The sequence below is a fragment of the Marinobacter sp. F4218 genome, assembly GCF_019443085.1.
Lineage (GTDB): Bacteria > Pseudomonadota > Gammaproteobacteria > Pseudomonadales > Oleiphilaceae > Marinobacter > Marinobacter albus.
The window spans coordinates 507,682-529,805 of sequence record NZ_JAHZIL010000002.1 but is presented as its reverse complement, the minus strand read 5'-3'; the positions used below and the strand labels follow the sequence as shown (position 1 = coordinate 529,805).

Genomic DNA, 22,124 nt, shown 5'->3' with positions numbered 1-22,124 from the left:
CGGCCGATTGGCTTGAGAAACGCTTCTGACGCGTCGGATGGGGCTATTGACCCATTCAACCTTTGCCTGCAGTATTAGTCCGCCGTGACAGCAGGCCCCGCGTGAGGAAGCTGTTTGTAACGTTTGACGTGAACGCCCATAATTCTGGATTCACGCCGAAGCGAGAGGAATCAAGAATACTCCGATATCCGCAGCCGCGGGGTCGCGAAAAGAGTGTTTCTGATTGCGAGTCTTTAAACCCATCGTAGAAGAACGAGGAATCTATGAAGGTTCTGGTCGCTGTAAAACGAGTAATCGACTACAACGTAAAGGTGCGCGTCAAGCCGGACAATACCGGTGTTGATCTCGCCAACGTCAAGATGGCAATGAACCCATTCTGTGAAATCGCGGTTGAAGAAGCGGTTCGCCTTAAAGAAAAGGGTGTTGCCAGTGAAATCGTGGTGGTCTCCATCGGCCCGAAAGCTGCACAGGAGCAAATCCGTACTGCCCTGGCCCTGGGTGCTGACCGTGGTATCCACGTGGAAACAGACGAAGAGGTTCAGTCTCTCGAAGCGGCCAAGCTGCTGAAGTCTGTTGTCGAGAAAGAAGAGCCCAAGCTGGTCATTCTTGGCAAGCAGTCCATCGATTCCGACAACAACCAGACTGGCCAGATGCTGGCTGCACTGACCGGTATGGCTCAGGGTACCTTCGCGTCCGAAGTGGTTGTTGATGGCGAAAAGGTTAACGTAACCCGCGAAGTGGACGGTGGTCTGATGACCGTGTCTCTGAACCTGCCGGCGGTTGTTACCACAGACCTGCGTCTGAACGAGCCTCGTTACGCTTCTCTGCCGAACATCATGAAGGCCAAGAAGAAGCCGCTCGAATCTGTGAGCCCGGCTGATCTGGGTGTCGACGTTGCCCCGCGCCTGTCCACGCTGAAAGTTGAAGCGCCTGCCGCCCGCCAGGCTGGCGTGAAAGTGGCTGACGTTGCTGAGCTGGTCGATAAACTGAAGAACGAAGCGAAGGTGATCTAAATGAGCATCCTTGTAATTGCTGAACATGACAACAGCAGCCTGAAACAGGCTACCCTGAATGTTGTAGCGGCGGCCAAGGCCATCGGCGGGGACATCGACGTCCTGGTTGCCGGTGAGAACTGTGGCGCCGTTGCGGAAGCAGCTGCCAAGGCCGAAGGCGTGAACAAGGTACTGGTTGCCGACAACGCCGCTTATGGTCACTTCCTGGGCGAAAACCTGGGCGAGCTGGTTGCCGAAGTGGGTAAGGGCTACAGCCACATTCTGGCGGCTGCCGGTACCACCGGCAAAGACTTCATGCCTCGTGTTGCTGCCCTGCTTGACGTTGCTCAGGTGTCGGACATCATTCGCGTTGAATCCGAAGACACCTTCGTTCGTCCGATCTATGCAGGTAACGCGATCGCGACCGTGAAGGCCAGTGACAGCATCAAGGTTATTACCGTTCGTCCGACAGGTTTCGATCCGGTTGCTGCCGAAGGCGGTTCTGCCGCTGTAGAACAGCTGGACGTGGTCAAGGATGCCGGTATTTCCGCGTTCGTTAGTGAGCAGAAAGCGGAATCCGACCGTCCGGATCTGGCCAGTGCCGGTGTTGTAATCTCCGGTGGTCGTGGCATGCAGAACGGCGACAACTTCAAGATGCTGGAGCAGGTTGCTGATCTGCTGGGCGCCGCTGTTGGTGCATCACGTGCCGCGGTTGACGCTGGCTTCGTGCCGAACGACATGCAGGTTGGTCAGACCGGCAAGATCGTTGCTCCGCAGCTGTACGTTGCTGTTGGTATCTCCGGTGCCATCCAGCACCTGGCTGGTATGTCCGACTCCAAGGTGATCGTTGCGATCAACAAGGATGAGGAGGCGCCGATCTTCCAAGTGGCCGATTACGGCCTGGTAGCGGACCTGTTCGAAGCAGTTCCGCAGCTGGAAGAAGAACTGAAGAAAGTACTCTGATAGTTTCTTCGGTTGAAAAAGGCACCTCCGGGTGCCTTTTTTGTTGCCTGCTCATAAAATAGCCCATGCCCTTAACCAACCACAGTAGCCACTCGGATGCCTCGTCATGACCGTCTCTCCCTTTGAAGCACTGGCTTGCCCTCTGGATGGACAGCCCTTATTGCGAGCCGACAGGAGTTGGCGTTGCGAAAGCGGGCACAGCTTCGACATTGCCCGGCACGGCTATGTCCATCTGTTGCCTGTGCAGAAAAAACGCTCCCTGGATCCCGGCGACAGTAAGGAGATGGTGGCGGCACGCCAACGGTTTCTCAACGCGGGTTACTACGAGCGGATATCCGATGCGGTTAACGTCGGAGCGGCTGATGTGGTCCAGGGACACGCCACTGCGTCGTTTCTCGATGCCGGGTGTGGTGAGGGCTATTATGTACGGCGACTCGCAAATACCTTGGAGGGGAGCCAGGATGTTGCAGGCCTGGGGCTCGACATCTCGAAATGGGCAGTCCTGGCCGCCGCAAAACAGGATAAGCGGTTCAGGTGGGTGGTGGGCAGTAACGCCAATCTGCCGGTGTTGTCGAACGAATTGGATGGTGTGTTGTGTCTTTTTGGTTTTCCGGTGTACGGCGAATTCCGCCGGGTTCTGAAACCGGGTGGTCAGATCCTCCAGATCGATGCGGGCCCGGAGCACCTGAAGGAACTTCGGGAGATAATCTATCCGGAACTGAAATCCGATCGGCCTGACAGGGAGGCTGTCCCGGAGGGTTTCCATCTGGTTGGTAGTGAAAACGTGAAATACAGCCTTACTCTGGGCAGCCAGGACGTCATTTCGGATTTGCTGGCAATGACCCCGCATCTATACCGCGCCGGCGCTGAAGGGCTTGAGAAGGCCGCGGCACTGACGACTTTGACCGTCACCGTGGATGCTGTGCTCAGACGATTCCAGAAGACCTGACTCCCGTTCGCTTGCCTAACCTGATTTGTCCGGTGCCCGGTTGCGCCCGGGCTTGCGCGAAACGATCCGTTTTTCGGCTTTTCCGATAATCAGGGTATCGGCGAGGATGTGCAGGGCCTTGTTGGTGGTCCGAACCGTCTTATAAAGGGTCTCACTGGTTTGATCGTGTGTCTGCCTCGCTTTCCGGGTACTTTCACGAAACTCGGCATCCTCAGAGAACAGGTCAATCAGACCAAAGGTCGTGTTGGATATTGCCTTGTGAACCTTTTCCACGGCGCTGGCCCCGCCTGACACGGTGTCCTCCAGCAGCTTTGCGCGGTTTCGCACCTCAAGCAGATCCATCCGGCTTTTCTGGATCGCACTGTGGGCGGCAATCCGATGGGAGTTAAGTACTCTCAGGTGCCGCCGGGCCACCTGCAGTTGCCGGAATGTAAAGCCCATTGCTGCCGCAGACACAAGTAACAGGGCAGGGCATATCAAAAGGTAAGGGGTCATGTGGCAGGTCTCCTACCGATACTCGATGTGCATCTCGACATCGATTTCACGTTCGGCCAGTTCGGACTCCAGCTCTTTCATCACTTCCTGATACACCATTTTCCGGACCATCACCGGAAGCCGGTCTGCCAGTACCCGGGCTGACCGCGATTCCCGTTTGGCAATGGCAATCGGATCGAGCACCCGAAGCGTAAGAACAAACTCCGGGTCTTGATCCGGGTTCTCAATGTTGTCGGTTTCCATCATGCGGGCGATCAATTTCCGCTGTTCCAGCACCTGCCAACACAGAAAACCGCTGAAAGTGGCGAGAACCAGGCTTACTATCACCAGGACTGTGGTCAATTCGAATCTCCGTGGGTCGTTAAACTCGTTTTTCGCAGTTTGCCTGACAAACCATGACAATCGATTGGCCCTGACGACGTGATCTCGAAAGTCTGTGGTGAAATTGGAACCTGCCCTCAAAACAGCCAACAAGATTTGCAGTGTGCGTGACTGCTATGCAGAATCAAGGGGTTAAGACCTACGATTGTCCCACTTAAGGAAATTATTATGGTCTGGTTCAAGGCGTTTATCGCCGGTTTTCTTGCAACCCTGGTATTCCACCAGGGAATGTTCATGCTTTTTTATCTGGGCGGCGTGGTGCCGATGGCACCTTTCAACCTGACTCCTGTTCCACCGCTTGGGGTTCCGTCCGTCCTTTCACTGGCATTTTTCGGCGGCCTGTGGGGCCTTGTGCTCTGGTTGATACTTGGCCGTCTGGCCGGCAGCAAATTCTGGCTGGGGCACGTCCTGGTGGGTGCCATCGGCCCTACCGCAGTGGCAATGCTCGTGGTGTTCCCGCTCAAGGGCCTCGATGTTTCAGCGCAAACCTGGATTGGCGGCCTGATCCTTAATGGATTTTGGGGCCTTGGCGTGGCGACCTTCCTGCGCCTGATGGGGGCCCGCGCACCGCGCGCCGCCGCTTGATCACATAAATTATTATATCGAACTAAGGATGAGCAATGACTAAATCAGCCGCGACTTATGATCTGGTTGTGTTTGGAGCGACCAGTTTTGTCGGTCAGATTCTTACCCGGTATTTGCTCGACACCTACGGATTGGGTAAGTCCGTGAACTGGGCGATCGCCGGTCGCTCAGAAACCAAGCTGAATACCCTGAAAGAGGAATTGGGGAAAGACGCAAAAGAACTTCCGGTTATCCTGGCCGATGCCTCGGACGAGCGCGCCCTGCAGGCGATGTGTGGTCAGACCCGGGTGATCATTTCCACAGTGGGCCCCTACGCGCTGTATGGCGAGCCCCTTGTGCAGGCCTGCGTTCGCACCGGCACGGATTACTGCGATCTGACCGGTGAGGTACAGTGGATCCGGAAGATGGTCGACCGTTACGAGGATGAGGCCAAGGCCTCCGGCGCGCGGATTGTCCACAGCTGTGGTTTCGACTCCATCCCGTCTGACATGGGCGTCTGGTTCCTGCAGGAGAAAGCGGAGCAAACCTTTGGCGCGCCCTGTCGCGATGTTCGCATGCGAGTTAAGGTTGCCAAGGGCGAATTCTCCGGTGGCACCGTGGCATCGCTGATGAACGCTGTTAAGGAAGCGGCAGCCGATTCCAAGCTTCGCAAAGAGCTGGCAAACCCGTTCTCCATCTGTCCTCCGGAACACCGCTCCAAGACTCGTCAACCGAGCCTGAAGGGCGCCGAATACGACAAGACCTTCGACGTCTGGTTGGCGCCGTTTGTTATGGGCGCGATCAATACCCGGATCGTTCACCGTTCTAACGCCCTGCAGAACGCCCGTTACGGTAAGGAATTTACCTATGATGAGGCAATGATGGCTGGGCGTGGTATAAAAGGCCGTTTGGCGGCCTACGGTATTACCGGTGGCCTGGGCGCTTTCTTAACGGCTTCGGCCCTGAAACCTACGCGCTGGTTGGTTGAGAAATTCGTGCCGAAGCCCGGTGAGGGCCCCAGCCCGGCGGCCCAGAAAGCCGGATTCTATGACCTCCGGTTTGTCGGGCGCACCGAGGACGGCAAAACCATTATCACCAAGGTGACGGGCGATCGCGATCCGGGTTACGGCTCCACCGGCAAAATGCTCGGGGAAGCCGGAATGTGCCTGGCATTCGATGTGCCGGCCGAGAAGGAAGGGGGCTTCTGGACCCCATCGTCCCTGCTGGACGGCAGCCTCATGGAGCGGCTTACCAGCAAGGCCGGACTGACCTTCGATGTGCTGGAAACCCGTTAGGAAGCAGTCTCAGTAAGTCAAATGGATCATGCGGTCGGTGCCCGGAAGGGCGTCGGCCCCGTGAGCCAGAGCAATCACCGTTTTTCCCTCCAGCCATTGCTCCAGCCTCTGACAGATCCGCTTCCTGGTCGCCGCATCCACTCCCGTGAAGGGTTCGTCAAGGATGATCAAAGGCGCCGGACTCAGCAACACTCTGGCTAATCCAACGCGCCGGGCCTCGCCCCCGGAAAGCCGACTGCCTGCGCTACCCAGCCAGGTGTCCAGCTTGTCCGCTTCCAATCCAAACCGTTCTGCCATCTCAACCAGCTCCAGGATCTGCCACAGCTCGGCATCACTGGCTTGAGGGTGTGCCAGAAGCAAGTTCGCTCTGAGGGTATCCTCGAACAGAACGGTGGTTTGGGTGAGGTACGCAAGCGGAACGTGGCTAACAGAGCCGTGATAAGCGGGCATCAGGCCAGACAGAGCATTCGCCAGGGAAGATTTACCGCTGCCGGAATGGCCGACCACACCCAGGTGCTCCCCCTCACTGACGGTTAAATTGAAATGCATGAAAATCGGGGCCGAATCGATGTGGCGGATACTCAGATCCGATGCAATCAGGGCCGTTCCAGCAGGCAAGTCCGTTTTGGCGGCCGTTCCGTCCCACTTCGTCGCGTCTGACTCGCGACTCAATCGCTCAGCCGAGCTTTCCGTGGCTCCCAGTTTGCCGAAGGCCTCCGGCAGTGCTGCATACACCTCTGCCAGCCCCAGCAGGGCAATGGGCAGAAGGACCAGAACCGGTCCCGAAATCAGGCCCGCCTCGAACAGCGAAAATCCGACCCAGAGCGTAAAGACGGCCGCCAGATTGATAAGAAGATGACTGCTCGCCAAATGCCAGCCGACACGCCGGTCGGCTTTCGCCTGTTCGGAACTGAGCTGCTGGGCCTGCCGCATCAACCAGGCCGCGTGCTTTCCGGTGCGCCCGGCCGCGGTGAGTTCGGCAAAACCCTCCAGATGCTCGATGACTGCTATACGCAGGCGCTCCTCCCGTTCGCTTTGCCGGCTAGAAATCCGCCGTGTGCGCAGGAAAACAGCCAGCGTGGCGAGCAGAAGCGCCGAGGACAGGAACACCGCAAGCCAGAGAGCTACGGTGCCGTTGAACCAGACGCCGGCCAGAACCACCATGAGCAGAACCACCAGGGCGGCGAGAGCCGTTGGTGCAATCAACCGCAGGTACAGGGTGTCCAGCGTATCCACATCCCGAGTCAGCCGCGACAACCATTGGGCCCCGGAGAGCCCGGATCGATGAACGGGGGTAGTGGTTGCCAGCCGCCGGAACAGATAGACCCGGATGTCGGTCAGCAGGCGAAGGACGGTGTTGTGGTTGTATACCCGTTCCGCATAACGGCCGATGGTGCGGGACAGCGCGAAGAACCGGATCCCGCCGCCCGGCGTGTAAAGATTGATGGTGGCCTGGGCGCCGGCCGCCAGGGCGAGGCCGACCAATGCCGTTTCAGTAATGAACCAGCCCGACAGGGCGAGCAGGCCGATTCCGGACGCCAGTGTGATCAATATCAGGCCGCCGCCCACGGTAAGTCGAACGGGGCGCTGGAAAATCAGGCGAAGCCAGGGCGCAAGTTCACGCATCGTGTACCTCACCCTCCGTAACCAGCAACATCCGGTTGGCCAGGGTAAGCAGGGCCTGGTGATGTGTTGAGAAGATCAGCGTTTTCCCCGCCCGGGCCAGTTTGTGTAGCGCTTCCAGCACGTAGACTTCGCTGTCGGTGTCCAGCCCGGCGGTAGGTTCATCGAGCAGAATCAGGTCATAGTCCGCCACGAAAATTCGGGCCAGGCTGAGCCGCCGAGCCTGACCGCCCGACAGGCCCTGTCCGTCCTCGGACACGTAGCTGTAGATGCCTTGTTCCCGACTGTCGAGAAGGGGCCGCAGGCCGACGTTTTTCAGGGCGGTCTCGATGGCGATGTCCGAGGCCTGCGGACTGGTCAGCCGCAAGTTGTCTGCCCAGGTGCCGTTCACCAGAAACCCGGTCTGACCCAGCCACCCGAAACTGTCAGCGCCTGGGGCCTGGCCCAGCACACTCACTGCACCTTCGTTCGGTTCGACAAAACCGGCCAGCAAATGGAGCAGGGTGCTTTTCCCGCCGCCCGAGGGCCCGGTCAGGGCAACGCAGGAGCCTTTTTCGAAGGTCAGCGACAGGTTCCGGAAGACCGGATGGCCGCGCCGGTATTCCACAGTAACCGACTGGAGTTCTATCCGATCGCCGGGGCCTGCAGCCTGGTTCGTAACACGTTTGGGGTGATCGCCCTGAAAGCGCGGCCCCAGTTTGTCCATCCGCTCTAGGATTTCTGCGCCGGCGCCCAGGGCTGCAGCGCGATCGTGATAATGCTGGGACAGTGTGCGAAGTGGCTGGAAGAATTCCGGCGCCAGCAAGAGAATCAGAAGGCCCGAAAACAGGGTGAGCTGGTCGGACGGACCGTAGGTAATGTAGCCCAGCAGGCCGAAACCGATGTAGATGGCGATGACGGCAATCGCCATCGACGCAAAGAATTCCAGCACGGCAGATGACAGAAAGGCCACCCGAAGCGTCTTCATGGTGATGCGCCGGTAGTGATCGGAGCGCGATTGAATCAGGAGCGAAGCGGCTTCGGTCTGGCCAAACAACTGCAGGGTGCTCAGGCCCCTGACCTTGTCCAGGAATTGCCCTGAAAGCCGGCTGATAGCCTGGAAGTGTTGCTGATTGAGTTTCGCCGCGCCCATGCCCACCAGGGCCATGAACAGCGGTATCAAAGGCGCAGACAACAACAGGAAAATGCCTGCCAGCCAATCAAGAGTGAACACCAGCACCAGAATGATCAGCGGTATGATCAGGGACAGCACCATCTGGGGTAGATACCGGGCGAAATAGCCGTGGAGGGCTTCGACATGATCCAGCCACTCCCGGGACAGCTCTCCGGCTGAGGCGTGACTGATGGCCACAGGCCCGGCAGCCTGCCATTGGCGATTGATCTGCCGGCGGGCATCCCGCCGGACATCTTCACTGCAGCGTGCGGCCATGTGGGTTTGCAGGCCCTGAGACGCCGCCCGGACGACAATCGCCAGAAGCACCAGAATAAAGGGCAGTGTCAGGTCGGTAACCGGTACTTTTTCCACCACGCCCCGATGGACAAGGGTGGCCAGAAAATACATCTGCAAAACAGTCGCCAGCCCTGAGACAACGCCAGCCGCGACCGTGGCACGAATCCATTGCCGATTGCCCCTGGCGAGGCTGGCCAGCCAGCGTTTTACCTCACGCTGATTCGGGGCTGAAGATGGCTCCCCAGCCCCGTCAGACTGTCGATCGGCTGTTTCTGCCACTTAATGGTAGCCCTCACCTGCACGAACCTTGCCGCGGAAAACCCAGTATGTCCATGCGGTATAGACCAGCACGATCGGGATTACAAACAGCAGGCCCAGCAGCAGGAAAAGCTGGCTTTCGTAGGCAGAGGCGGCGTCCCAAAGCGTGTATTCCGGCGGAACGACATAGGGCCAGCGACTAGCCACGAGACCCAGGTAGGTGGTGATGAACAGCCCCATGGTGGCCACGAAGGGCATGCCTTCATAGCGGTTTCGTACCGAACGGAAGATCTGCATGGCACAGAGCAGGGTCAGTACCGGCAGGATCCAGATCACACTGAGATTGCTGAACCAGCGCTCCCGTACCATGTCGTCCACGAACGGCGTCCAGACACTGATAATGCCGAACACCACGAGCACTCCGGCCAGCAGGGGCAGGGTAACCCGGTAGGCCCAGGCCTGCAGGCGGCCTTCGGTTTTCAGAATCAGCCAGGTTGAGCCCAGCAGGGCGTATCCGGCGAGCATACCGAGTCCGGCCAGGACCGTGAACGGCGTCAGCCAGTCCAGGGCGTTGCCAACGTAAACCCCATTGGCGGTTTCGAAGCCCTGAATGTAGCTGCCCACCACGGCGCCCTGGGCGAAGGCGGCAACCGTCGAACCACCCGCGAACGCCCAGTTCCAGAGATACCGTGACGTTCTGGCCTTGAAGCGGAACTCGAAGGCGACCCCCCGGAAAATCAGGCCGGCGAGCAGCAGGAACACGCCAATGTACAGCGCGGGGAGGAGTATGGAGTAAACCAACGGGAAAGCAGCCAGCAGGCCGGCCCCGCCAAGTACCAGCCAGGTTTCATTACCGTCCCACACCGGCGCCACCGAGTTCATCATGGTGTCCCGGGATTCCTCGTTCGGCGCAAACGGAAAGAGGATCCCGACGCCCAGGTCGAATCCGTCCATCAACACGTACATGATGACGCCGAAGCCGATGATGAATGCCCATATCAGGGGCAGATCGAACAGTTCCATAATCAGTGACCTCCCTGGTTGATGGGTTTGCCTGTCTGGTTGTCCCCGTCAATCTCGAACGGTACGTGGGCGGCCGAGAATGGCCGTTTCGGGCGTTCCGCTTCGTGCTCCCAATCATCGGGGCTGTCTTCGAGCCCCACATAGAGCACCCGCATCAGGTAATAGAGCCCTGCGGTAAACACCAGGCCATAAACCACGATGTAGCCGATCAGGGTAAACAGAGCCATTGGGCCGGTCAGCGACGGTGTGACCGATTCCGCCTGGGTCATCACGCCGTAAACCAGCCAGGGCGCGCGGCCAATCTCTGTAACAAACCAACCACTGAGGACTGCGAGGAAAGGCGCAATGCTCATGAACCTGAGCCCCTGGAGGAACCATGTATTGCGCCAGTAACGACCGCCGGCGCGGAGAATCAGGCCGGTCACCGCGAACGCAATCATCAGCAGGCCCAGGCCCACCATCAGCCGAAATGACCAGAACACGATGGCAACGGGCGGCTGCTCCGCCGCCGGTACCTCGTTCAGGCCGGGCACCTCGCCATCCCACTCGTGGGTCAGAATCATGCTAGCCAGACCGGGAATGCCGATTTCGTAAAGGTTGCTCTGACTGTCCTGATCCGGAATGGCGAACAGCAGCAGCGGGACGTTTCGGGAGGTCTCCCAGTTGCCTTCCATCGCCGCGACTTTGGTGGGCTGATGTTCCAGGGTATTCAGACCGTGGAAATCACCAACCACGGCCTGGGTCGGAGCAATGAACAGCAGCAGCCACAGGCACATGGAGAGGGCTTTGCGGTTGGCCTCCACTTCGCGACCTCGCAGCAGATACCAGGCGCTGACCCCGGCCACCACGAATCCACCGGTCAGGAAGGAGGCGAGGGCCATGTGCATGAACCGGTAAGGAAAGGAAGGATTGAAGATCGCTTCGCTCCAGGAGGTCACATGGAATACCCCCTCCCGCAGCTCGAAACCGGCCGGGGTGTGCATCCAGCTGTTCGCGGACAGAATCCAGAACGAGGAAATGAAAGTGCCCGTGGCCACCATAACGGCGGCGAACAGGTGAAGCCCGGCCGGCACCTTGTCCCGCCCGAAGAGCAGAACCCCGAGGAATGCCGCCTCGAGGAAAAACGCCGTGACCACCTCATAACTGAGAATCGGCCCGAGAAAATTGGCCGATGCCTGGGCGAAATTGCTCCAGTTGGTGCCGAACTGGAAGGACATTACGATGCCGGATACCACGCCCATGCCGAAAACCACGGCGAAGACCTTGGTCCAGAATGCCGACAGCTTCACCCAGACCGGGTTCTCGGTTTTGAAGGCCAGGCCTTCAAGCACCGCAATGTAGGAAGCCAGGCCAATGGTGAAGACCGGAAAAATGGCGTGAAAAGACACTACAAAGGCGAACTGTATTCGCGAAAGGATGAGAGGATCTAGTTCCATGGGAACCCTCCGGTAACTCATGCATCACAATAAACGGGGAACAGCAGTCCCGTTCGGCCGCTGCCTGGGCGCATGTTGTATGTTGTTATTACCGGCAGATAGCTGCCATGCTACTAAAAAACATGGACAAATCAGGTAGGGCAGATTGTCGCACCCCCTGACAAATGACAATAATGGTGGACGAAATGAGCTTTTACGAAGAACGCATACTTCCCCACCTGATTGACTGGGTCTGCTCGAATGGCCAGGTGATGAAACTCCGGAGCCAGGTGGTCCCCAAGGCGAGAGGCGTTGTCCTGGAAGTAGGTATGGGCTCTGGTATAAACCTTGAGTTCTATAACCCGGAAACAGTCGAGCTCGTATACGGCCTGGAACCCTCGGAAGGCATGCGTCGCAAAGCCCAGGCAAACCTCTCGCGCTCATCCGTAGAAGTGGAATGGCTGGACCTGCCCGGCGAGAAAATCCCCCTTGCCGATCACAGCGTGGATACCGTGTTACTGACCTTCACCCTCTGCACCATTCCTGACTGGAGCGCTGCGCTCCAGCAAATGAAGCGGGTGCTGAAACCGGAAGGTGAGTTGCTGTTCCTCGAACACGGCGAATCACCGGATCCCGGAACTCGCACATGGCAGAATCGCGTAACACCGACCTGGAAGAAAGTCGCCGGAGGCTGCCATCTCAACCGGCCGATTTCGGAGTTGATTCAGACAGCGGGATTCGAGGTAACGGATCTTGAAAACCTTTACATTCCCAAGACCCCCAAAATTGCGGGTTATGTCTACAAGGGCAGGGCCGTCAAGCCAGCGGGCGCATGAACCTGCGCGCCGCTGGAATCCGAATTGCGTTACCGAACCTGCCCTTATACAATTCTGCCCGTCCAAACCTCCCTCCGATGCTCCGGTGGTGAAATTGGTAGACACAAGAGACTTAAAATCTCTCGACCTCACGGTCGTGCCGGTTCGATTCCGGCCCGGAGCACCAATCCCAAATATTCCCATCATAAACATCGCGATTAACGCGCCAGGTTAGTAGCCGAGCCGTCTGACTATCGTTGCTGTTCGCATGGTTCGCGCCTGTAAAATGATTACATTGCCCTTCAATTATGGTTGGGATAACGTGTTGTTTTAAAACAATAGATATGGCTGCGTGTTAAATGACATTGTGTAATCATGAAGCCGTCGTATTTTTGCAATAACGAAACGCGCTATCTAACCAGTGCTAGCTCACAATGAACCGAGTGTTTATATTTTTGGCAATAGCAATTTTCACGGGCTGTGCGTCGACAACGGTGCCACGCAATGATTCGGGTTTTGTCGAAGTGGCTAACCTAAAAGCTTTTGAAGGATGCTACAAAAACTGCAGCAACACTTCTGATGGCTCAGCGTTGGCTTGTCTGAGCGATATCGTATGGCCGAAGGTGTTTGGGATAGAAAACAAGCCTGAAGCAGTTTTCATCAAGCAAGAAGACAACAATAGATTAATCGTTTCTGCAATCTCGAATGGAATGATTCTAAAAAAATCTGCCTTCGAGGCGGGGAGAGATTTTGAGTTCGAAAACGGTCGTATCGAATTGGACCGCGAATATATAGCTTCTGGGGCCCGTGAGACCGGAAATGTTTTCATTGGAGTCGGGACAGGTAAAACGGTTTTAGGTCTCGACGCGCATGGGGAAGGTCGTGTCAGTCAATCAGTTTCTTTTGCAGGCACTGGATTTCTCATAATCCCAATCGCTGGGGCGGCGACGGACGTTAGCAAGATTGAGAGGTCAGAGGGGCTTTGCAATTCAAGTTAAAGCAATCTGCCTTTGTCGAAGAAGCCTAGTACGAAGAAGTCGGGGAAGAACTCATGGCAAGCACAGGGTTCGGGATCGGCATTGTTATTTCATGTTGGTGGGCATATAGCCTCTACATGGGCGGGTCAGATTGTGGTCCCAGTGGTACGAGCCTCGGTTTGATCATTGCACCGATCTGCGCGACTTTGGGCAATAAAGCGGCAGCAAGTATCCCTTTGCTAGTTGGCGTCATCTGCTCCTACCTATTCGTGAGTTCGGTACGTGAAAAGCTATAACAAGGCCATTACGGTTGTTCCTTGCTGTTCGCCCTCCAGCGGACGCCCTTATGAGGGTGCCGCTAAACACAAGCGTTAATTGACCAAACTCCCTGAGAATGTCAGATGAAAGAGCTCCTAGAAAACCATCATTTTATCCTCGCCGAGGCTGCTGTTGTTGAAAGGCTCCGTCGTAGCAAAAGGATTGAGCTGGACAGAAGTTTAGTTCACACCCCATTGATCTATTGTCACGAGGGTAGAGCAGAACTACGGAGCTTATACCGTGAATATCTGGGCATCGCCGACGCGAATAACCTTCCTATATTCCTTTTTACGCCTACTTGGCGGGCAAACAAGGAGCGAGTGCAAACATCAAATCAGCGACATACCATTAACGTTGATGCCGCGCATTTCCTCAAAGAACTAGTTGTCGACGAATCCAAGAAAGTGCCCGTTAAAATCGGCGGTGTGATTGGCTGTAAAAACGATTGCTATTTACCTGAGGAGGGATTGTCACTGAATGAAGCAAGCGAGTTCCATAAATGGCAGATCGATCAGCTAGCAAGCGCAGGAGTTGATTTTCTGATTGCAGTCACGTTGCCTTCCGTAGAGGAGGCAGCTGGAATCTCTCTAGCAATGGAAGCCACGGGATTACCTTACATCATAAGTTTCGTGATTGGTTCCGATGGCAACATCCTGGATGGAACGGAAGTTCAGAAAGCTATTGAATATGTGGATTCTAAGACTACGAATAATCCGCTTGGCTATTTTATTAACTGTTCCTACCCATCATTTTTGAATCCAACGACACTCTCTGAACAAGCATTTGAAAGGCTAATTGGTATACAGGCAAACGCATCTTCCCTGAGCCATGACGAGCTTGAGGCTTCAAAAGAACTTAAATCTGAATCCGTTGAGGAATGGGGTAGCCTCATGGCTCAGTTGAACAGAGTTTTTGGATTGAAAATACTTGGTGGTTGTTGTGGTACAGATGGTAAGCATCTCGAATATTTGACAGAGAATATCAGCTAAACCAAAGAGAAGATCGAATGCCACGAGCGGTGCACTTTGAAGTCTTTTTGTTAACAAGTCAGGCCAACGGACGCGCGGGACGCGCCGCTGCCTTCAGCGTTAAGCTAAGAACATAAAATTCAACGGATAGTGGCAGGAATAAACGGATGAACTCACCAACAATAATTACATTAGTCGGATTCATAGCGTGGAGTTTGCTTTTGCTCGTGCTCATGGAGTCTATTCGATCGAAGATGGTACTTACCAAAGAGATCGCTCCGAACGAGTTTAACCCTCAGAACTCCAATTTATCACCGTTTATGCAACGGTTGGCTCGCGCCCATGCCAACTGCATTGAAGGTCTTCCGGTATTTGGGGGCATCATGATTGCGGCGATCATCACTTCAAACGCCAATGTAACCGATCAGCTAGCATATATTTTCCTGGCCGCGAGAATAGCTCAGTCTTTGCTTCACCTTGCATCATTGAGTCCGGTTGCAGTAACGATGAGGTTTGGTGCTTTTGCTGTGCAAATGGGTATCGGAGTGTATTGGTGCTACAAATTGCTAGAGGTGTTGGTTTAATCGGCTGCAGTATAACCAGTCGGATCGCGAGACAAATGCCTGCGGCATTCGCCCGTTTTGAAGCGTTAGCTGTAAGGGGATGAATCATTGAAATACTTTTCATACGGTTCGAATATGTCCATCAAGAGAATTTCGGCAAGAGTTCCCTCTGCCGTATTCGATACCGTCGCTATCCTTAATGGGCATAATCTAAAATTTCGAAAGATTTCGAGAAGAGATACCTCGGCGAAATGTGATATCGCGGAGTCGTCCAACGAGACTGATATTGTCTGGGGAGTTGTTTTTGAGATTGACCATAGTGGAAAAGCTGCCCTGGATAGAGTTGAGGGACTTGGATATGGGTACGAACAGAAACAGGTTGAGTTGGTCGGAACGGATGGGGCGAGATTTAGCGCATTTACGTACTACGCCACGGATATCGACGAGAACTTGAAACCGTATACGTGGTATGTGGAACACGTATTACGTGGCGCTCGAGAGAACGATCTTCCAGCTGGATACATAGCTTTCATCGAAGAGGTTGGATCGATACAGGATCCGGATCGGGATCGCCACGAACAAGAGTTATCAATTTACCGCTAGCAAACGCATTCAGACGGGCTCAGCAAAGCTGGGCCGCTGATGCGAGGCGTTACAAGGCCAACTGAATGGGAGTTCAAGTGGTTACCTGTTATCTGAGATACGTCATAGATCCCTATAAAGCCGTTGAGTTTGAGCACTACTCCAAGATGTGGATACCTCTGGTTCAGAAATTCGGTGGTCAGCATCATGGATATTTTTTGCCATCCGAGGGAGCCAACAATATCGCCATCGCATTATTCACTTTCGAGTCGCTGGCCGCTTACGAGCAGTATCGTGAGGCGTCATTTAAAGATGCAGATTGCCAAGCGGCTTTCCAGTATGCAGAAAAGACTCGTTGCGTATTTAGCTGCGAGCGCAGCTTCATGAGGCCGGTGTTTGAGTGAGCTTGTAATAAGGGTATCAGGATCGTTCCGGCCCGATGGGCCTCAAATGCCGCAGGTTAGCCGCCGTTGGTAGAGGTTGTCGTGATGTCGAGAAACAGCCCGGAAACCAGGCGGCGGTGAATAACCCGAGCCCTTGGCGTGTCTCCATCGTCCACCCCTGAACGTTTGGGAGGGCGATGGAGTTCACTTTCAGGCCTCTGTCTGTTCACGCTGCGGCTTGAGGCAGGTTGGGTCGACAGATCTGACGGACAGTGCCAAGGAATTCTTCCGAGGAGAATTCATCCGTCCCCATTGCCTTGCCGGTTCTGGCCGTGTGCTCTGCAATGTCCTTAACGCCGACCATTCCTACGACTTCCCGTTGTTCGTTCACAATGGGCACGCGTCGTATCTGCGCTTCGCTCATCATTTTCAGAACGTCATGAATGTCGTCCTCCGGGTGACAGAAGTGACAGGTCTTTCCTTCAACCAGTTCCGAGGCCGCAATGTCCCATAGCGGCTTGTGTTTAAGCGCTGCCGCAATGGCGATATCCCGGTCCGTGATCACGCCAACCAGCTTTTTCTCCCGGTCGATGACAGGCACGATTCCCAGATCATCGTTCCACATTTCGGTGGCGACCTGTTCCAGAGAACTCTCCATGTCGCAGCACAGAATGTTTTTGTGCATGATGTTTTTAATGGACATGATCGTCCCTCCCGATTACCCATGAGTCCTTCGCTAAACCGCGTCCCTGAGCAGACTTTGACCTGCAACGTCCTCTGGTGTTTCCGGGTTTTTAAGTTTATTTACTCCTGAGCCTGGAGCCTCGCAAGCCGGTACCGCCTCACTTCAATCCATCCGTGGGTAAGAAGGGCCGAGAACACAATCACGCCACCAATGAGACTGAGGGGTGTCGGAACTTCCCCCAGGAACAGCCAGACCAGAAATGCACCGATCACCGTCTCAAGCAAGAGCATCATGCTGACCTCAGCCGCCGGAATGTAGCGCGGGCCAATCTGGATCATCGTCGCCGCAACCGGCAGGAACACCAGGCAGAGCAGGGCGATGAACAGGCTATCCCGAAGAGAGGGAATTTCTACACCACCTGCCAATGCGGCTGCGCCAGCCAGCATCAGGGCGCCGAACATCAGCATGACACTCATGTCGGCGTCCGGCTTTGATCGGGCAACGTTCAGGTTGGACGCCAGCGCGGTTGCCGCGATAAATGCCATCAGAATACCAAGGGGTTCGCCCCGGCCCCATTCCCCGATGGCCATGATGGTGGCGCCGGTGACACACACGATGATGATGGCCCAGGTTCTCAGCGGCAGGGTTTCCTTCCAGACCAGCCAGGCAATCAGGGCAGCGATAACCGGTGCGGTATTGAGGATCACCAATACGTTTCCGGCGGCGGTATTTTTCATGCCGACTACAAAGCCCAGTGTGCTCATGGCAAAGGCGGCGGCGCAGAATAATCCTTTCCAGCCACACTTGCGCATTTCCGCGGCAAGGCCGGATCGGTAGCGAACGCTGTTGATCACGAGGAAACTGAACGCCAGCAAGATGCCCCGCCAGAACAGGAAAACCACCGGTTCCACGGAGGTGATTTTTACCAGCAGGGCATCCGGCGTGATGAACATGACGCCGATCGCTGCAATGCTCAGTCCCTTGATTCGGGTTGTTTCCAAGCGATTACTCCGGCCGGTTCTGGTTGCGGATGGCGGCCTCAAGCCGGGCAATGCAATCCGAGAAGGTTCGGCTGATTCTGGTCTGGTCTCGAATCATGGCCATGCGCGGCCAGGTTGCCTGTTCGCCAAGGCGGATGAACATGTCCAGGTCAGCCCGGCTGGGGTTCGATAACAGTTTTCGGTACAGCAAGGGGCGGAATGGGAAGTGGACGTTGATGTCCCCCAGGTAGGTTTGTGTGGTCATCGCGTGGGCCTGCTCCAGAAGCGGACGAACAACCGATGACGGCGCTGAGTTGCGGCTGAGTTTGAGCGCCGTTGCGACCTGTGCATGCGCCATGGAAGCGGCAGCCTGTTTCAGTGTGGCTTTAGGCCCGCGTTCATGGTGATGGGTAATAAAGGGCAGCACATGGGGATTGGCCTGGCTCACGATGGTTCGGTTCACGTTGTGCAGGCGCGCCATACGCATCAGCGGCAAGTCCCCGTGTACGCTGCCGTCAATCCAGCGCTCGGTTGGCATGTAGGGCTTGGAGCCCTCAGAACCCTTCTCGAAGTCCCGCGCTTGCAGGGTGACCGGGGGATAGATCGCCGGCACCGCGCAGGAGGCCAGAATGGCTGAGTCCACCAGGACTTCGGGCGAACTCAGGCTGTTCAGCAGCCTCGGTTTTTGTCGGGTGCGGGTGGGCGATACCGAGATGTTCAGGGTGCGCCCACTGTGGGTCTCTGCCTCTTTGAAGCTGATACTGCCGATGTTGGTCCGGATGTGTTCCAGCAAGTGGGAGGGATCCATGGCGTGCTTTCTACGCCAGATACGCTCCGGCTCAAGCCATCGGAAGGCGTTCAGGTGAATCTCGTCAGGTTCGGTGAAAAAGGATTCAAGCTCGCGCTTGTTTCGGGTGCAGACGGCGCCGGCTACGATTGCGCCCATGCTGGACCCGGCGATCACATCCGGGAGCAGCCCGACCTCCCAGAGCGCCCGGGTAACACCAATATGGTAGATCCCGAAAGCCGCGCCACCGCTCAGCATCAGGGCCGGCCGGCCATACACCCGTTCGGCATCCCTGAACAGTCGGAGCTTCTGTTCCATCGACACGCCGGGCATGTCGTGGTCACAGACGAAATTCATTGACCGTTCCACTTCGTCGAGGAACTCGGTGACCAGAACTTTGGTACCGGTCCGGGCGACTGCGTAGAGGTCCGGGTTCGCGATCTCGCCCAGGTGACGGTAAACGCTTTCCTGGAGCACACGGGTCAATCCCCGTGTGTCACCGCGCTTTCGGCAGCGGATCATTGCGGCGATGTGATCCCTGAGCAGCTTTTCGTGCAGCAGTTCACAGCCGGCCTCCTCTCGCCAGGCCAGTGTGCCGTCCAGCTCATCAAGCTTTTCGGCGGTGGCGTACCATTGGCGGTAGGAATCCGCTTCGCCGAGTTGCTTCATTAGCTGCCGGCGTTGGGTTTTTCTGTCGCTCATAAGGTTTTTCGCTTTACGGGTGCCGCTGGATGAGGGCGCGTACGCACCGCTCAAATACGTCCTCATCATAGAAAGGGTGTGAGGCCGCGCCCTGTCCGCGGATGATTTCGCCCCCGGCCTCCACGATACCGCATTCGATCATCAGGTTATCGCTGAACTCGAAATTCTCCACGGTGTGGCCAAGGTTGTCGGTGTCGGAAGAGCCCGCCCGATCGAAATAATTTCTCGGATCCATCGTGTATCCGACCGCAGCCTTGTCCTTGGCGATCATGTAGCCGACTTCGAAGACGGTACCGGGATCGGCGCTGAGGCCACGAAATGGGCTGAGGTTGGCAATGATGGCCTGGCAGCTGTCCATGAGCTCGCGGTTGGCTCGGTATATCCGGAAGCCAAGGCTCCGTTTTGATTCGCTGCCTGGACCTTCCAGTTCGGTGTCCAGCGGGTCTACGCCCTCCAGGCCGCAGGCAGCCAGCAGGCGCTTTTTGCTGGCGACAATGCGCCTGTGCTCGCGCTCTGGAAAAAATACCTCAGGCCCCGCCAGGTATACGCGTTGTGGTTTGGTCAAGGACTATCCTGTTTTGGAAGTGGTTCAATACGGTTGATATCGCCGGTTGGCGGTTCGGGTTCGTCTTCCATGATCACCAGTATTCCACCCACAATGATAGCAATGGCGACCAAAGCCCGAAGGATCGTCGATTTGGACATGCCTCGCTCCTTTGTCAAACTGAAACCTGGTACTTACCTGTGGGGCCAGAGTGTCAATCACAACCCCTACGGTAAATTCCTGAGCGTTCTACAAAAGTCTCTTCGACAGCAATACGTACGTGGTTAATACTGAAACATTCAGTGATGTGTAATTCCAGAGCCGCGTGAAGGGGGAACGAATCATGATGTCTGACGAGGAACCATTGGTTCGCAAATACAGCGACAGCGGGATAACGACGCTCACCCTGAACCAGCCCCAGAGCCGGAACAGCCTCTCGATGGCCATGCTTGAAGCGCTGTCCGGGGAACTGGAGGCCATTGCCAGTGACGCGGATACCCGGGTGGTGGTCCTTGCCGCCCATGGCAGTGTGTTCTGCGCGGGCCACGATCTCCGGGAGATCCGGGAGCAATTCGATGATCAGGATTTCCAACTCGCCCTGTTCCATCAGTGCAGCAAGGTCATGCAGCAGATTGTGTCCCTGCCAAAGCCCGTGATTGCCCGGGTTGCCGGTGTGGCTACCGCCGCAGGCTGCCAGTTGGTCGCCAGTTGTGATCTGGCCGTGGCCGCGGATACCGCCCGCTTTGCAACGCCGGGGGTCAACATTGGTCTGTTCTGTTCCACGCCCATGGTGGCGCTTTCCCGCAACGTTTCGCGCAAACACGCCATGGAGATGCTGTTGACCGGTGAAATGATCAGTGCCGTCAGGGCAGAGGAAATCGGCCTGGTGAACCGGGCGGTGGATGAGCAGGTGTTGGACGAGACGGTCTACGGGATGGCAAGGACCATTGCAGACAAGTCAGGACACACGCTGAAAGTCGGTAAGGAGGCATTTTACCGGCAATTGGAAATGCCCCTGGCGGAGGCCTACGAATTTACCTCAACCGTGATGGCGGACAATATGCAGGCCAATGATGCACGGGAAGGGATCTGTGCGTTCCTGGAGAAGCGCAAGCCGGATTGGCAGGATAGCTGAGGCGAGGGTGGCGATCAGTCGGCGAGGCAGTCAGCTTCGCCGACGACCAGGCGGTCTCCGACCCCTATGCCGTGCTCCGAAAAAAAGCCCCGGTTCATTTCAACCGCCGAGGTGAACGCCACTCTCGCCGGATAGGACGGGCAGTTTCCGGAGTTGCCTGAACTGCATGGTGCCATCGTTCGAATATTGCCGATTTCCCCCTTTGGGCCAATATAGGCAATGTCGAGAGCGATGAGAGTCTTGTACATCCAGAATCCATGCTCCGGATTCTGGGGCTGCTCATACACGAACAACATACCCTCGTTCTCCGCCAGGGCTTTGCGCCCCATCAGTCCCTTCTGCCGCTGACCGAAGTCCTCCGCCACCTCGAGAGTGACCGGAACTGAGCCTTCCGGCGTTATAAAGCAAGCCGTTGAACTCGGTAGCCTGGGCTGGGGAACGCTTGGGTCCGCGGAGCAGGCGGATACCAGCGGAACCAGCAGCAATGCGAGCAATGAGGCATAGCGATTGGAGATCATGAGCGCAGCCGATAACCGGTTTTGAAAATGTACCAGACAGCAAGCATGCATGCGCTCAGGAAGACCAGGGTCATACCGACGCTGATTCCCACGTGCACGTCCGACACTCCGAAGAAAGCCCACCGAAAGCCACTGATCAGGTAAACCACCGGGTTGAACAGGCTGATGGTCTGCCAGATTGGTGGCAGCATATCGATGGAATAGAAGGTACCGCCAAGAAACACCAGCGGCGTAACGATCATCATCGGTACGATTTGCAGTTTTTCGAAGCCATCCGCCCAGATGCCAATGATAAACCCGAAAAGGCTGAAGGTGACCGAGGTAAGGATCAGGAAAGAGATCATCCAGAACGGATGCAGCACATCGTAATCCACAAACAGCCGGGCTGTGGCCAGTATGATCAGGCCGAGGATCACCGATTTGGTGGCGGCCGCGCCGACATAGCCGAGTACCACCTCCACGTAGGAGACCGGAGCCGACAGCACCTCGTAGATGGTGCCGGAAAACTTTGGCATATAAATGCCGAAAGAAGCGTTGGAGATGCTCTGCATCAGCAGCGAGAGCATTACCAGGCCGGGAATGATGTAGGCCCCGTAACTGATGTTGTCGATGTCTCCCATGCGCGAGCCGATGGCTGAGCCGAATACGACGAAATACAGGCAGGTGGAGATGACTGGTGACAGCACGCTTTGCATCACGGTGCGCTTCATGCGGGCCATTTCAAAGTTGTAGATTGCGCGGACGCCGTAAAGGTTCATG

The 22,124-nt window shown here is 56.3% G+C and carries 25 protein-coding genes and 1 tRNA gene; 13 read left to right on the top strand and 13 right to left on the bottom strand.

Features of this window, described 5'->3' with window-relative positions; all coding sequences use genetic code 11:
* Positions 1 to 263: 263 nt before the first annotated feature.
* The 3 genes from K0B93_RS02845 (at position 264) to K0B93_RS02835 (ending at position 2,904) form a co-directional block, all read left to right on the top strand.
* On the top strand, positions 264 to 1,013 hold the full coding sequence (locus K0B93_RS02845) for an electron transfer flavoprotein subunit beta/FixA family protein (RefSeq protein WP_219865731.1): 750 nt from the start codon (positions 264 to 266) through the stop codon (positions 1,011 to 1,013).
* A complete protein-coding gene (locus tag K0B93_RS02840; protein WP_219865730.1) occupies positions 1,014 to 1,955 on the top strand; it encodes an electron transfer flavoprotein subunit alpha/FixB family protein in 942 nt (313 codons plus the stop codon).
* A gap of 106 nt (positions 1,956 to 2,061) precedes the next feature.
* Positions 2,062 to 2,904, top strand: a complete 843-nt coding sequence (locus K0B93_RS02835) for a putative RNA methyltransferase (RefSeq protein WP_219865729.1) — start codon at positions 2,062 to 2,064, stop codon at positions 2,902 to 2,904.
* Positions 2,905 to 2,919: 15 nt separating this feature from the next.
* Here the strand turns inward: K0B93_RS02835 and K0B93_RS02830 are convergent, their stop codons facing one another.
* Both K0B93_RS02830 and K0B93_RS02825 read right to left on the bottom strand, forming a co-directional pair.
* Complete coding sequence (locus K0B93_RS02830) at positions 2,920 to 3,399, bottom strand: hypothetical protein (protein WP_219865728.1); 480 nt, start codon at positions 3,397 to 3,399, stop codon at positions 2,920 to 2,922.
* A gap of 12 nt (positions 3,400 to 3,411) precedes the next feature.
* A complete protein-coding gene (locus tag K0B93_RS02825) occupies positions 3,412 to 3,741 on the bottom strand; it encodes a hypothetical protein (protein WP_219865727.1) in 330 nt (109 codons plus the stop codon).
* A gap of 207 nt (positions 3,742 to 3,948) precedes the next feature.
* Here K0B93_RS02825 and K0B93_RS02820 point away from each other — a divergent pair, with 207 nt between their 5' ends.
* On the top strand, positions 3,949 to 4,365 hold the full coding sequence (locus tag K0B93_RS02820) for a hypothetical protein (RefSeq protein WP_219865726.1): 417 nt from the start codon (positions 3,949 to 3,951) through the stop codon (positions 4,363 to 4,365).
* Between the two features lie 35 nt (positions 4,366 to 4,400).
* Positions 4,401 to 5,639 (top strand): saccharopine dehydrogenase family protein, encoded by a 1,239-nt coding sequence (locus K0B93_RS02815; protein ID WP_219865725.1) that lies wholly within the window; start codon positions 4,401 to 4,403, stop codon positions 5,637 to 5,639.
* Between the two features lie 9 nt (positions 5,640 to 5,648).
* Here K0B93_RS02815 and cydC read toward each other — a convergent pair whose 3' ends face one another.
* Genes cydC through K0B93_RS02795 form a run of 4 tightly spaced genes read right to left on the bottom strand, consistent with a single transcriptional unit; the run spans position 5,649 to position 11,429 of the window.
* Entirely contained in the window at positions 5,649 to 7,265 is a 1,617-nt protein-coding gene (gene cydC, locus K0B93_RS02810) for a thiol reductant ABC exporter subunit CydC (RefSeq protein WP_219865724.1), read from the bottom strand.
* On the bottom strand, positions 7,258 to 8,991 hold the full coding sequence (gene cydD / locus K0B93_RS02805) for a thiol reductant ABC exporter subunit CydD (protein ID WP_219865723.1): 1,734 nt from the start codon (positions 8,989 to 8,991) through the stop codon (positions 7,258 to 7,260). The genes cydC and cydD overlap by 8 nt, the downstream gene beginning before the upstream one ends.
* On the bottom strand, positions 8,992 to 9,993 hold the full coding sequence (gene cydB, locus K0B93_RS02800; protein WP_219865722.1) for a cytochrome d ubiquinol oxidase subunit II: 1,002 nt from the start codon (positions 9,991 to 9,993) through the stop codon (positions 8,992 to 8,994).
* 2 nt (positions 9,994 to 9,995) lie between these two features.
* Positions 9,996 to 11,429, bottom strand: a complete 1,434-nt coding sequence (locus K0B93_RS02795; protein WP_219865721.1) for a cytochrome ubiquinol oxidase subunit I — start codon at positions 11,427 to 11,429, stop codon at positions 9,996 to 9,998.
* A gap of 185 nt (positions 11,430 to 11,614) precedes the next feature.
* Here K0B93_RS02795 and K0B93_RS02790 point away from each other — a divergent pair, with 185 nt between their 5' ends.
* The 7 genes from K0B93_RS02790 to K0B93_RS02760 all read left to right on the top strand — a co-directional run bounded on the left by K0B93_RS02790 (position 11,615) and on the right by K0B93_RS02760 (position 16,035).
* Positions 11,615 to 12,244 (top strand): class I SAM-dependent methyltransferase, encoded by a 630-nt coding sequence (locus tag K0B93_RS02790; RefSeq protein WP_219865720.1) that lies wholly within the window; start codon positions 11,615 to 11,617, stop codon positions 12,242 to 12,244.
* Positions 12,245 to 12,323: 79 nt separating this feature from the next.
* Positions 12,324 to 12,410: transfer RNA gene (locus K0B93_RS02785), tRNA-Leu, on the top strand.
* A gap of 247 nt (positions 12,411 to 12,657) precedes the next feature.
* Positions 12,658 to 13,221 carry a hypothetical protein gene (locus K0B93_RS02780; protein ID WP_219865719.1) on the top strand — a complete coding sequence of 188 codons (564 nt, stop codon included), beginning with the start codon at positions 12,658 to 12,660 and terminating at the stop codon, positions 13,219 to 13,221.
* A gap of 380 nt (positions 13,222 to 13,601) precedes the next feature.
* A complete protein-coding gene (locus tag K0B93_RS02775) occupies positions 13,602 to 14,507 on the top strand; it encodes a homocysteine S-methyltransferase family protein (protein ID WP_219865718.1) in 906 nt (301 codons plus the stop codon).
* A 146-nt stretch (positions 14,508 to 14,653) separates the two neighbouring features.
* Positions 14,654 to 15,070 carry an MAPEG family protein gene (locus K0B93_RS02770; RefSeq protein ID WP_219865717.1) on the top strand — a complete coding sequence of 139 codons (417 nt, stop codon included), beginning with the start codon at positions 14,654 to 14,656 and terminating at the stop codon, positions 15,068 to 15,070.
* A gap of 87 nt (positions 15,071 to 15,157) precedes the next feature.
* Positions 15,158 to 15,652 (top strand): gamma-glutamylcyclotransferase family protein, encoded by a 495-nt coding sequence (locus K0B93_RS02765; protein ID WP_219865716.1) that lies wholly within the window; start codon positions 15,158 to 15,160, stop codon positions 15,650 to 15,652.
* 77 nt (positions 15,653 to 15,729) lie between these two features.
* Positions 15,730 to 16,035 carry an NIPSNAP family protein gene (locus K0B93_RS02760; RefSeq protein ID WP_219865951.1) on the top strand — a complete coding sequence of 102 codons (306 nt, stop codon included), beginning with the start codon at positions 15,730 to 15,732 and terminating at the stop codon, positions 16,033 to 16,035.
* Between the two features lie 205 nt (positions 16,036 to 16,240).
* On the opposite strand, the gene K0B93_RS02755 is transcribed toward K0B93_RS02760, so the two are convergent.
* From K0B93_RS02755 to K0B93_RS02735, 5 genes are all read right to left on the bottom strand, one after another.
* Positions 16,241 to 16,717 (bottom strand): CBS domain-containing protein, encoded by a 477-nt coding sequence (locus tag K0B93_RS02755; protein ID WP_219865715.1) that lies wholly within the window; start codon positions 16,715 to 16,717, stop codon positions 16,241 to 16,243.
* 101 nt (positions 16,718 to 16,818) lie between these two features.
* The gene (locus K0B93_RS02750; protein ID WP_219865714.1) at positions 16,819 to 17,700 is read right to left on the bottom strand and encodes a DMT family transporter; all 882 of its coding nucleotides are present in this window, start codon (positions 17,698 to 17,700) and stop codon (positions 16,819 to 16,821) included.
* 4 nt (positions 17,701 to 17,704) lie between these two features.
* The gene (locus tag K0B93_RS02745) at positions 17,705 to 19,168 is read right to left on the bottom strand and encodes a patatin-like phospholipase family protein (protein ID WP_219865713.1); all 1,464 of its coding nucleotides are present in this window, start codon (positions 19,166 to 19,168) and stop codon (positions 17,705 to 17,707) included.
* Positions 19,169 to 19,181: 13 nt separating this feature from the next.
* Complete coding sequence (locus K0B93_RS02740; RefSeq protein WP_219865712.1) at positions 19,182 to 19,733, bottom strand: nucleoside 2-deoxyribosyltransferase; 552 nt, start codon at positions 19,731 to 19,733, stop codon at positions 19,182 to 19,184.
* Positions 19,730 to 19,873: a hypothetical protein gene (locus K0B93_RS02735; RefSeq protein WP_219865711.1), complete on the bottom strand. Its 144-nt coding sequence runs from the start codon at positions 19,871 to 19,873 to the stop codon at positions 19,730 to 19,732. Before K0B93_RS02735 ends, K0B93_RS02740 begins: the two co-directional genes overlap by 4 nt.
* 185 nt (positions 19,874 to 20,058) lie before the next feature.
* On the opposite strand from K0B93_RS02735, the gene K0B93_RS02730 reads away from it, so the two are divergent.
* Entirely contained in the window at positions 20,059 to 20,847 is a 789-nt protein-coding gene (locus tag K0B93_RS02730; RefSeq protein WP_416383190.1) for an enoyl-CoA hydratase, read from the top strand.
* Positions 20,848 to 20,861: 14 nt separating this feature from the next.
* Here the strand turns inward: K0B93_RS02730 and K0B93_RS02725 are convergent, their stop codons facing one another.
* Positions 20,862 to 21,365, bottom strand: a complete 504-nt coding sequence (locus K0B93_RS02725; RefSeq protein ID WP_228743179.1) for a DUF192 domain-containing protein — start codon at positions 21,363 to 21,365, stop codon at positions 20,862 to 20,864.
* The gene (locus tag K0B93_RS02720) at positions 21,362 to 22,123 is read right to left on the bottom strand and encodes an ABC transporter permease (RefSeq protein ID WP_219865709.1); all 762 of its coding nucleotides are present in this window, start codon (positions 22,121 to 22,123) and stop codon (positions 21,362 to 21,364) included. Before K0B93_RS02720 ends, K0B93_RS02725 begins: the two co-directional genes overlap by 4 nt.
* Position 22,124 lies beyond the last annotated feature (1 nt).

What these genes read in the sequence shown, in the direction of transcription:
- K0B93_RS02845 (WP_219865731.1), top strand. Translation starts at nt 264, where the DNA reads ATGAAGGTTCTGGTCGCTGTAAAACGAGTAATCGACTACAACGTAAAG.
- K0B93_RS02840 (WP_219865730.1), top strand. Translation starts at nt 1,014, where the DNA reads ATGAGCATCCTTGTAATTGCTGAACATGACAACAGCAGCCTGAAACAG.
- K0B93_RS02835 (WP_219865729.1), top strand. Translation starts at nt 2,062, where the DNA reads ATGACCGTCTCTCCCTTTGAAGCACTGGCTTGCCCTCTGGATGGACAG.
- K0B93_RS02830 (WP_219865728.1), bottom strand. Translation starts at nt 3,399, where the DNA reads ATGACCCCTTACCTTTTGATATGCCCTGCCCTGTTACTTGTGTCTGCG.
- K0B93_RS02820 (WP_219865726.1), top strand. Translation starts at nt 3,949, where the DNA reads ATGGTCTGGTTCAAGGCGTTTATCGCCGGTTTTCTTGCAACCCTGGTA.
- K0B93_RS02815 (WP_219865725.1), top strand. Translation starts at nt 4,401, where the DNA reads ATGACTAAATCAGCCGCGACTTATGATCTGGTTGTGTTTGGAGCGACC.
- cydC (WP_219865724.1), bottom strand. Translation starts at nt 7,265, where the DNA reads ATGCGTGAACTTGCGCCCTGGCTTCGCCTGATTTTCCAGCGCCCCGTT.
- cydB (WP_219865722.1), bottom strand. Translation starts at nt 9,993, where the DNA reads ATGGAACTGTTCGATCTGCCCCTGATATGGGCATTCATCATCGGCTTC.
- K0B93_RS02795 (WP_219865721.1), bottom strand. Translation starts at nt 11,429, where the DNA reads ATGGAACTAGATCCTCTCATCCTTTCGCGAATACAGTTCGCCTTTGTA.
- K0B93_RS02790 (WP_219865720.1), top strand. Translation starts at nt 11,615, where the DNA reads ATGAGCTTTTACGAAGAACGCATACTTCCCCACCTGATTGACTGGGTC.
- K0B93_RS02780 (WP_219865719.1), top strand. Translation starts at nt 12,658, where the DNA reads ATGAACCGAGTGTTTATATTTTTGGCAATAGCAATTTTCACGGGCTGT.
- K0B93_RS02775 (WP_219865718.1), top strand. Translation starts at nt 13,602, where the DNA reads ATGAAAGAGCTCCTAGAAAACCATCATTTTATCCTCGCCGAGGCTGCT.
- K0B93_RS02770 (WP_219865717.1), top strand. Translation starts at nt 14,654, where the DNA reads ATGAACTCACCAACAATAATTACATTAGTCGGATTCATAGCGTGGAGT.
- K0B93_RS02755 (WP_219865715.1), bottom strand. Translation starts at nt 16,717, where the DNA reads ATGTCCATTAAAAACATCATGCACAAAAACATTCTGTGCTGCGACATG.
- K0B93_RS02745 (WP_219865713.1), bottom strand. Translation starts at nt 19,168, where the DNA reads ATGAGCGACAGAAAAACCCAACGCCGGCAGCTAATGAAGCAACTCGGC.
- K0B93_RS02735 (WP_219865711.1), bottom strand. Translation starts at nt 19,873, where the DNA reads ATGTCCAAATCGACGATCCTTCGGGCTTTGGTCGCCATTGCTATCATT.
- K0B93_RS02730 (WP_416383190.1), top strand. Translation starts at nt 20,059, where the DNA reads ATGTCTGACGAGGAACCATTGGTTCGCAAATACAGCGACAGCGGGATA.
- K0B93_RS02725 (WP_228743179.1), bottom strand. Translation starts at nt 21,365, where the DNA reads ATGATCTCCAATCGCTATGCCTCATTGCTCGCATTGCTGCTGGTTCCG.
- K0B93_RS02720 (WP_219865709.1), bottom strand. Translation starts at nt 22,123, where the DNA reads ATGAACCTTTACGGCGTCCGCGCAATCTACAACTTTGAAATGGCCCGC.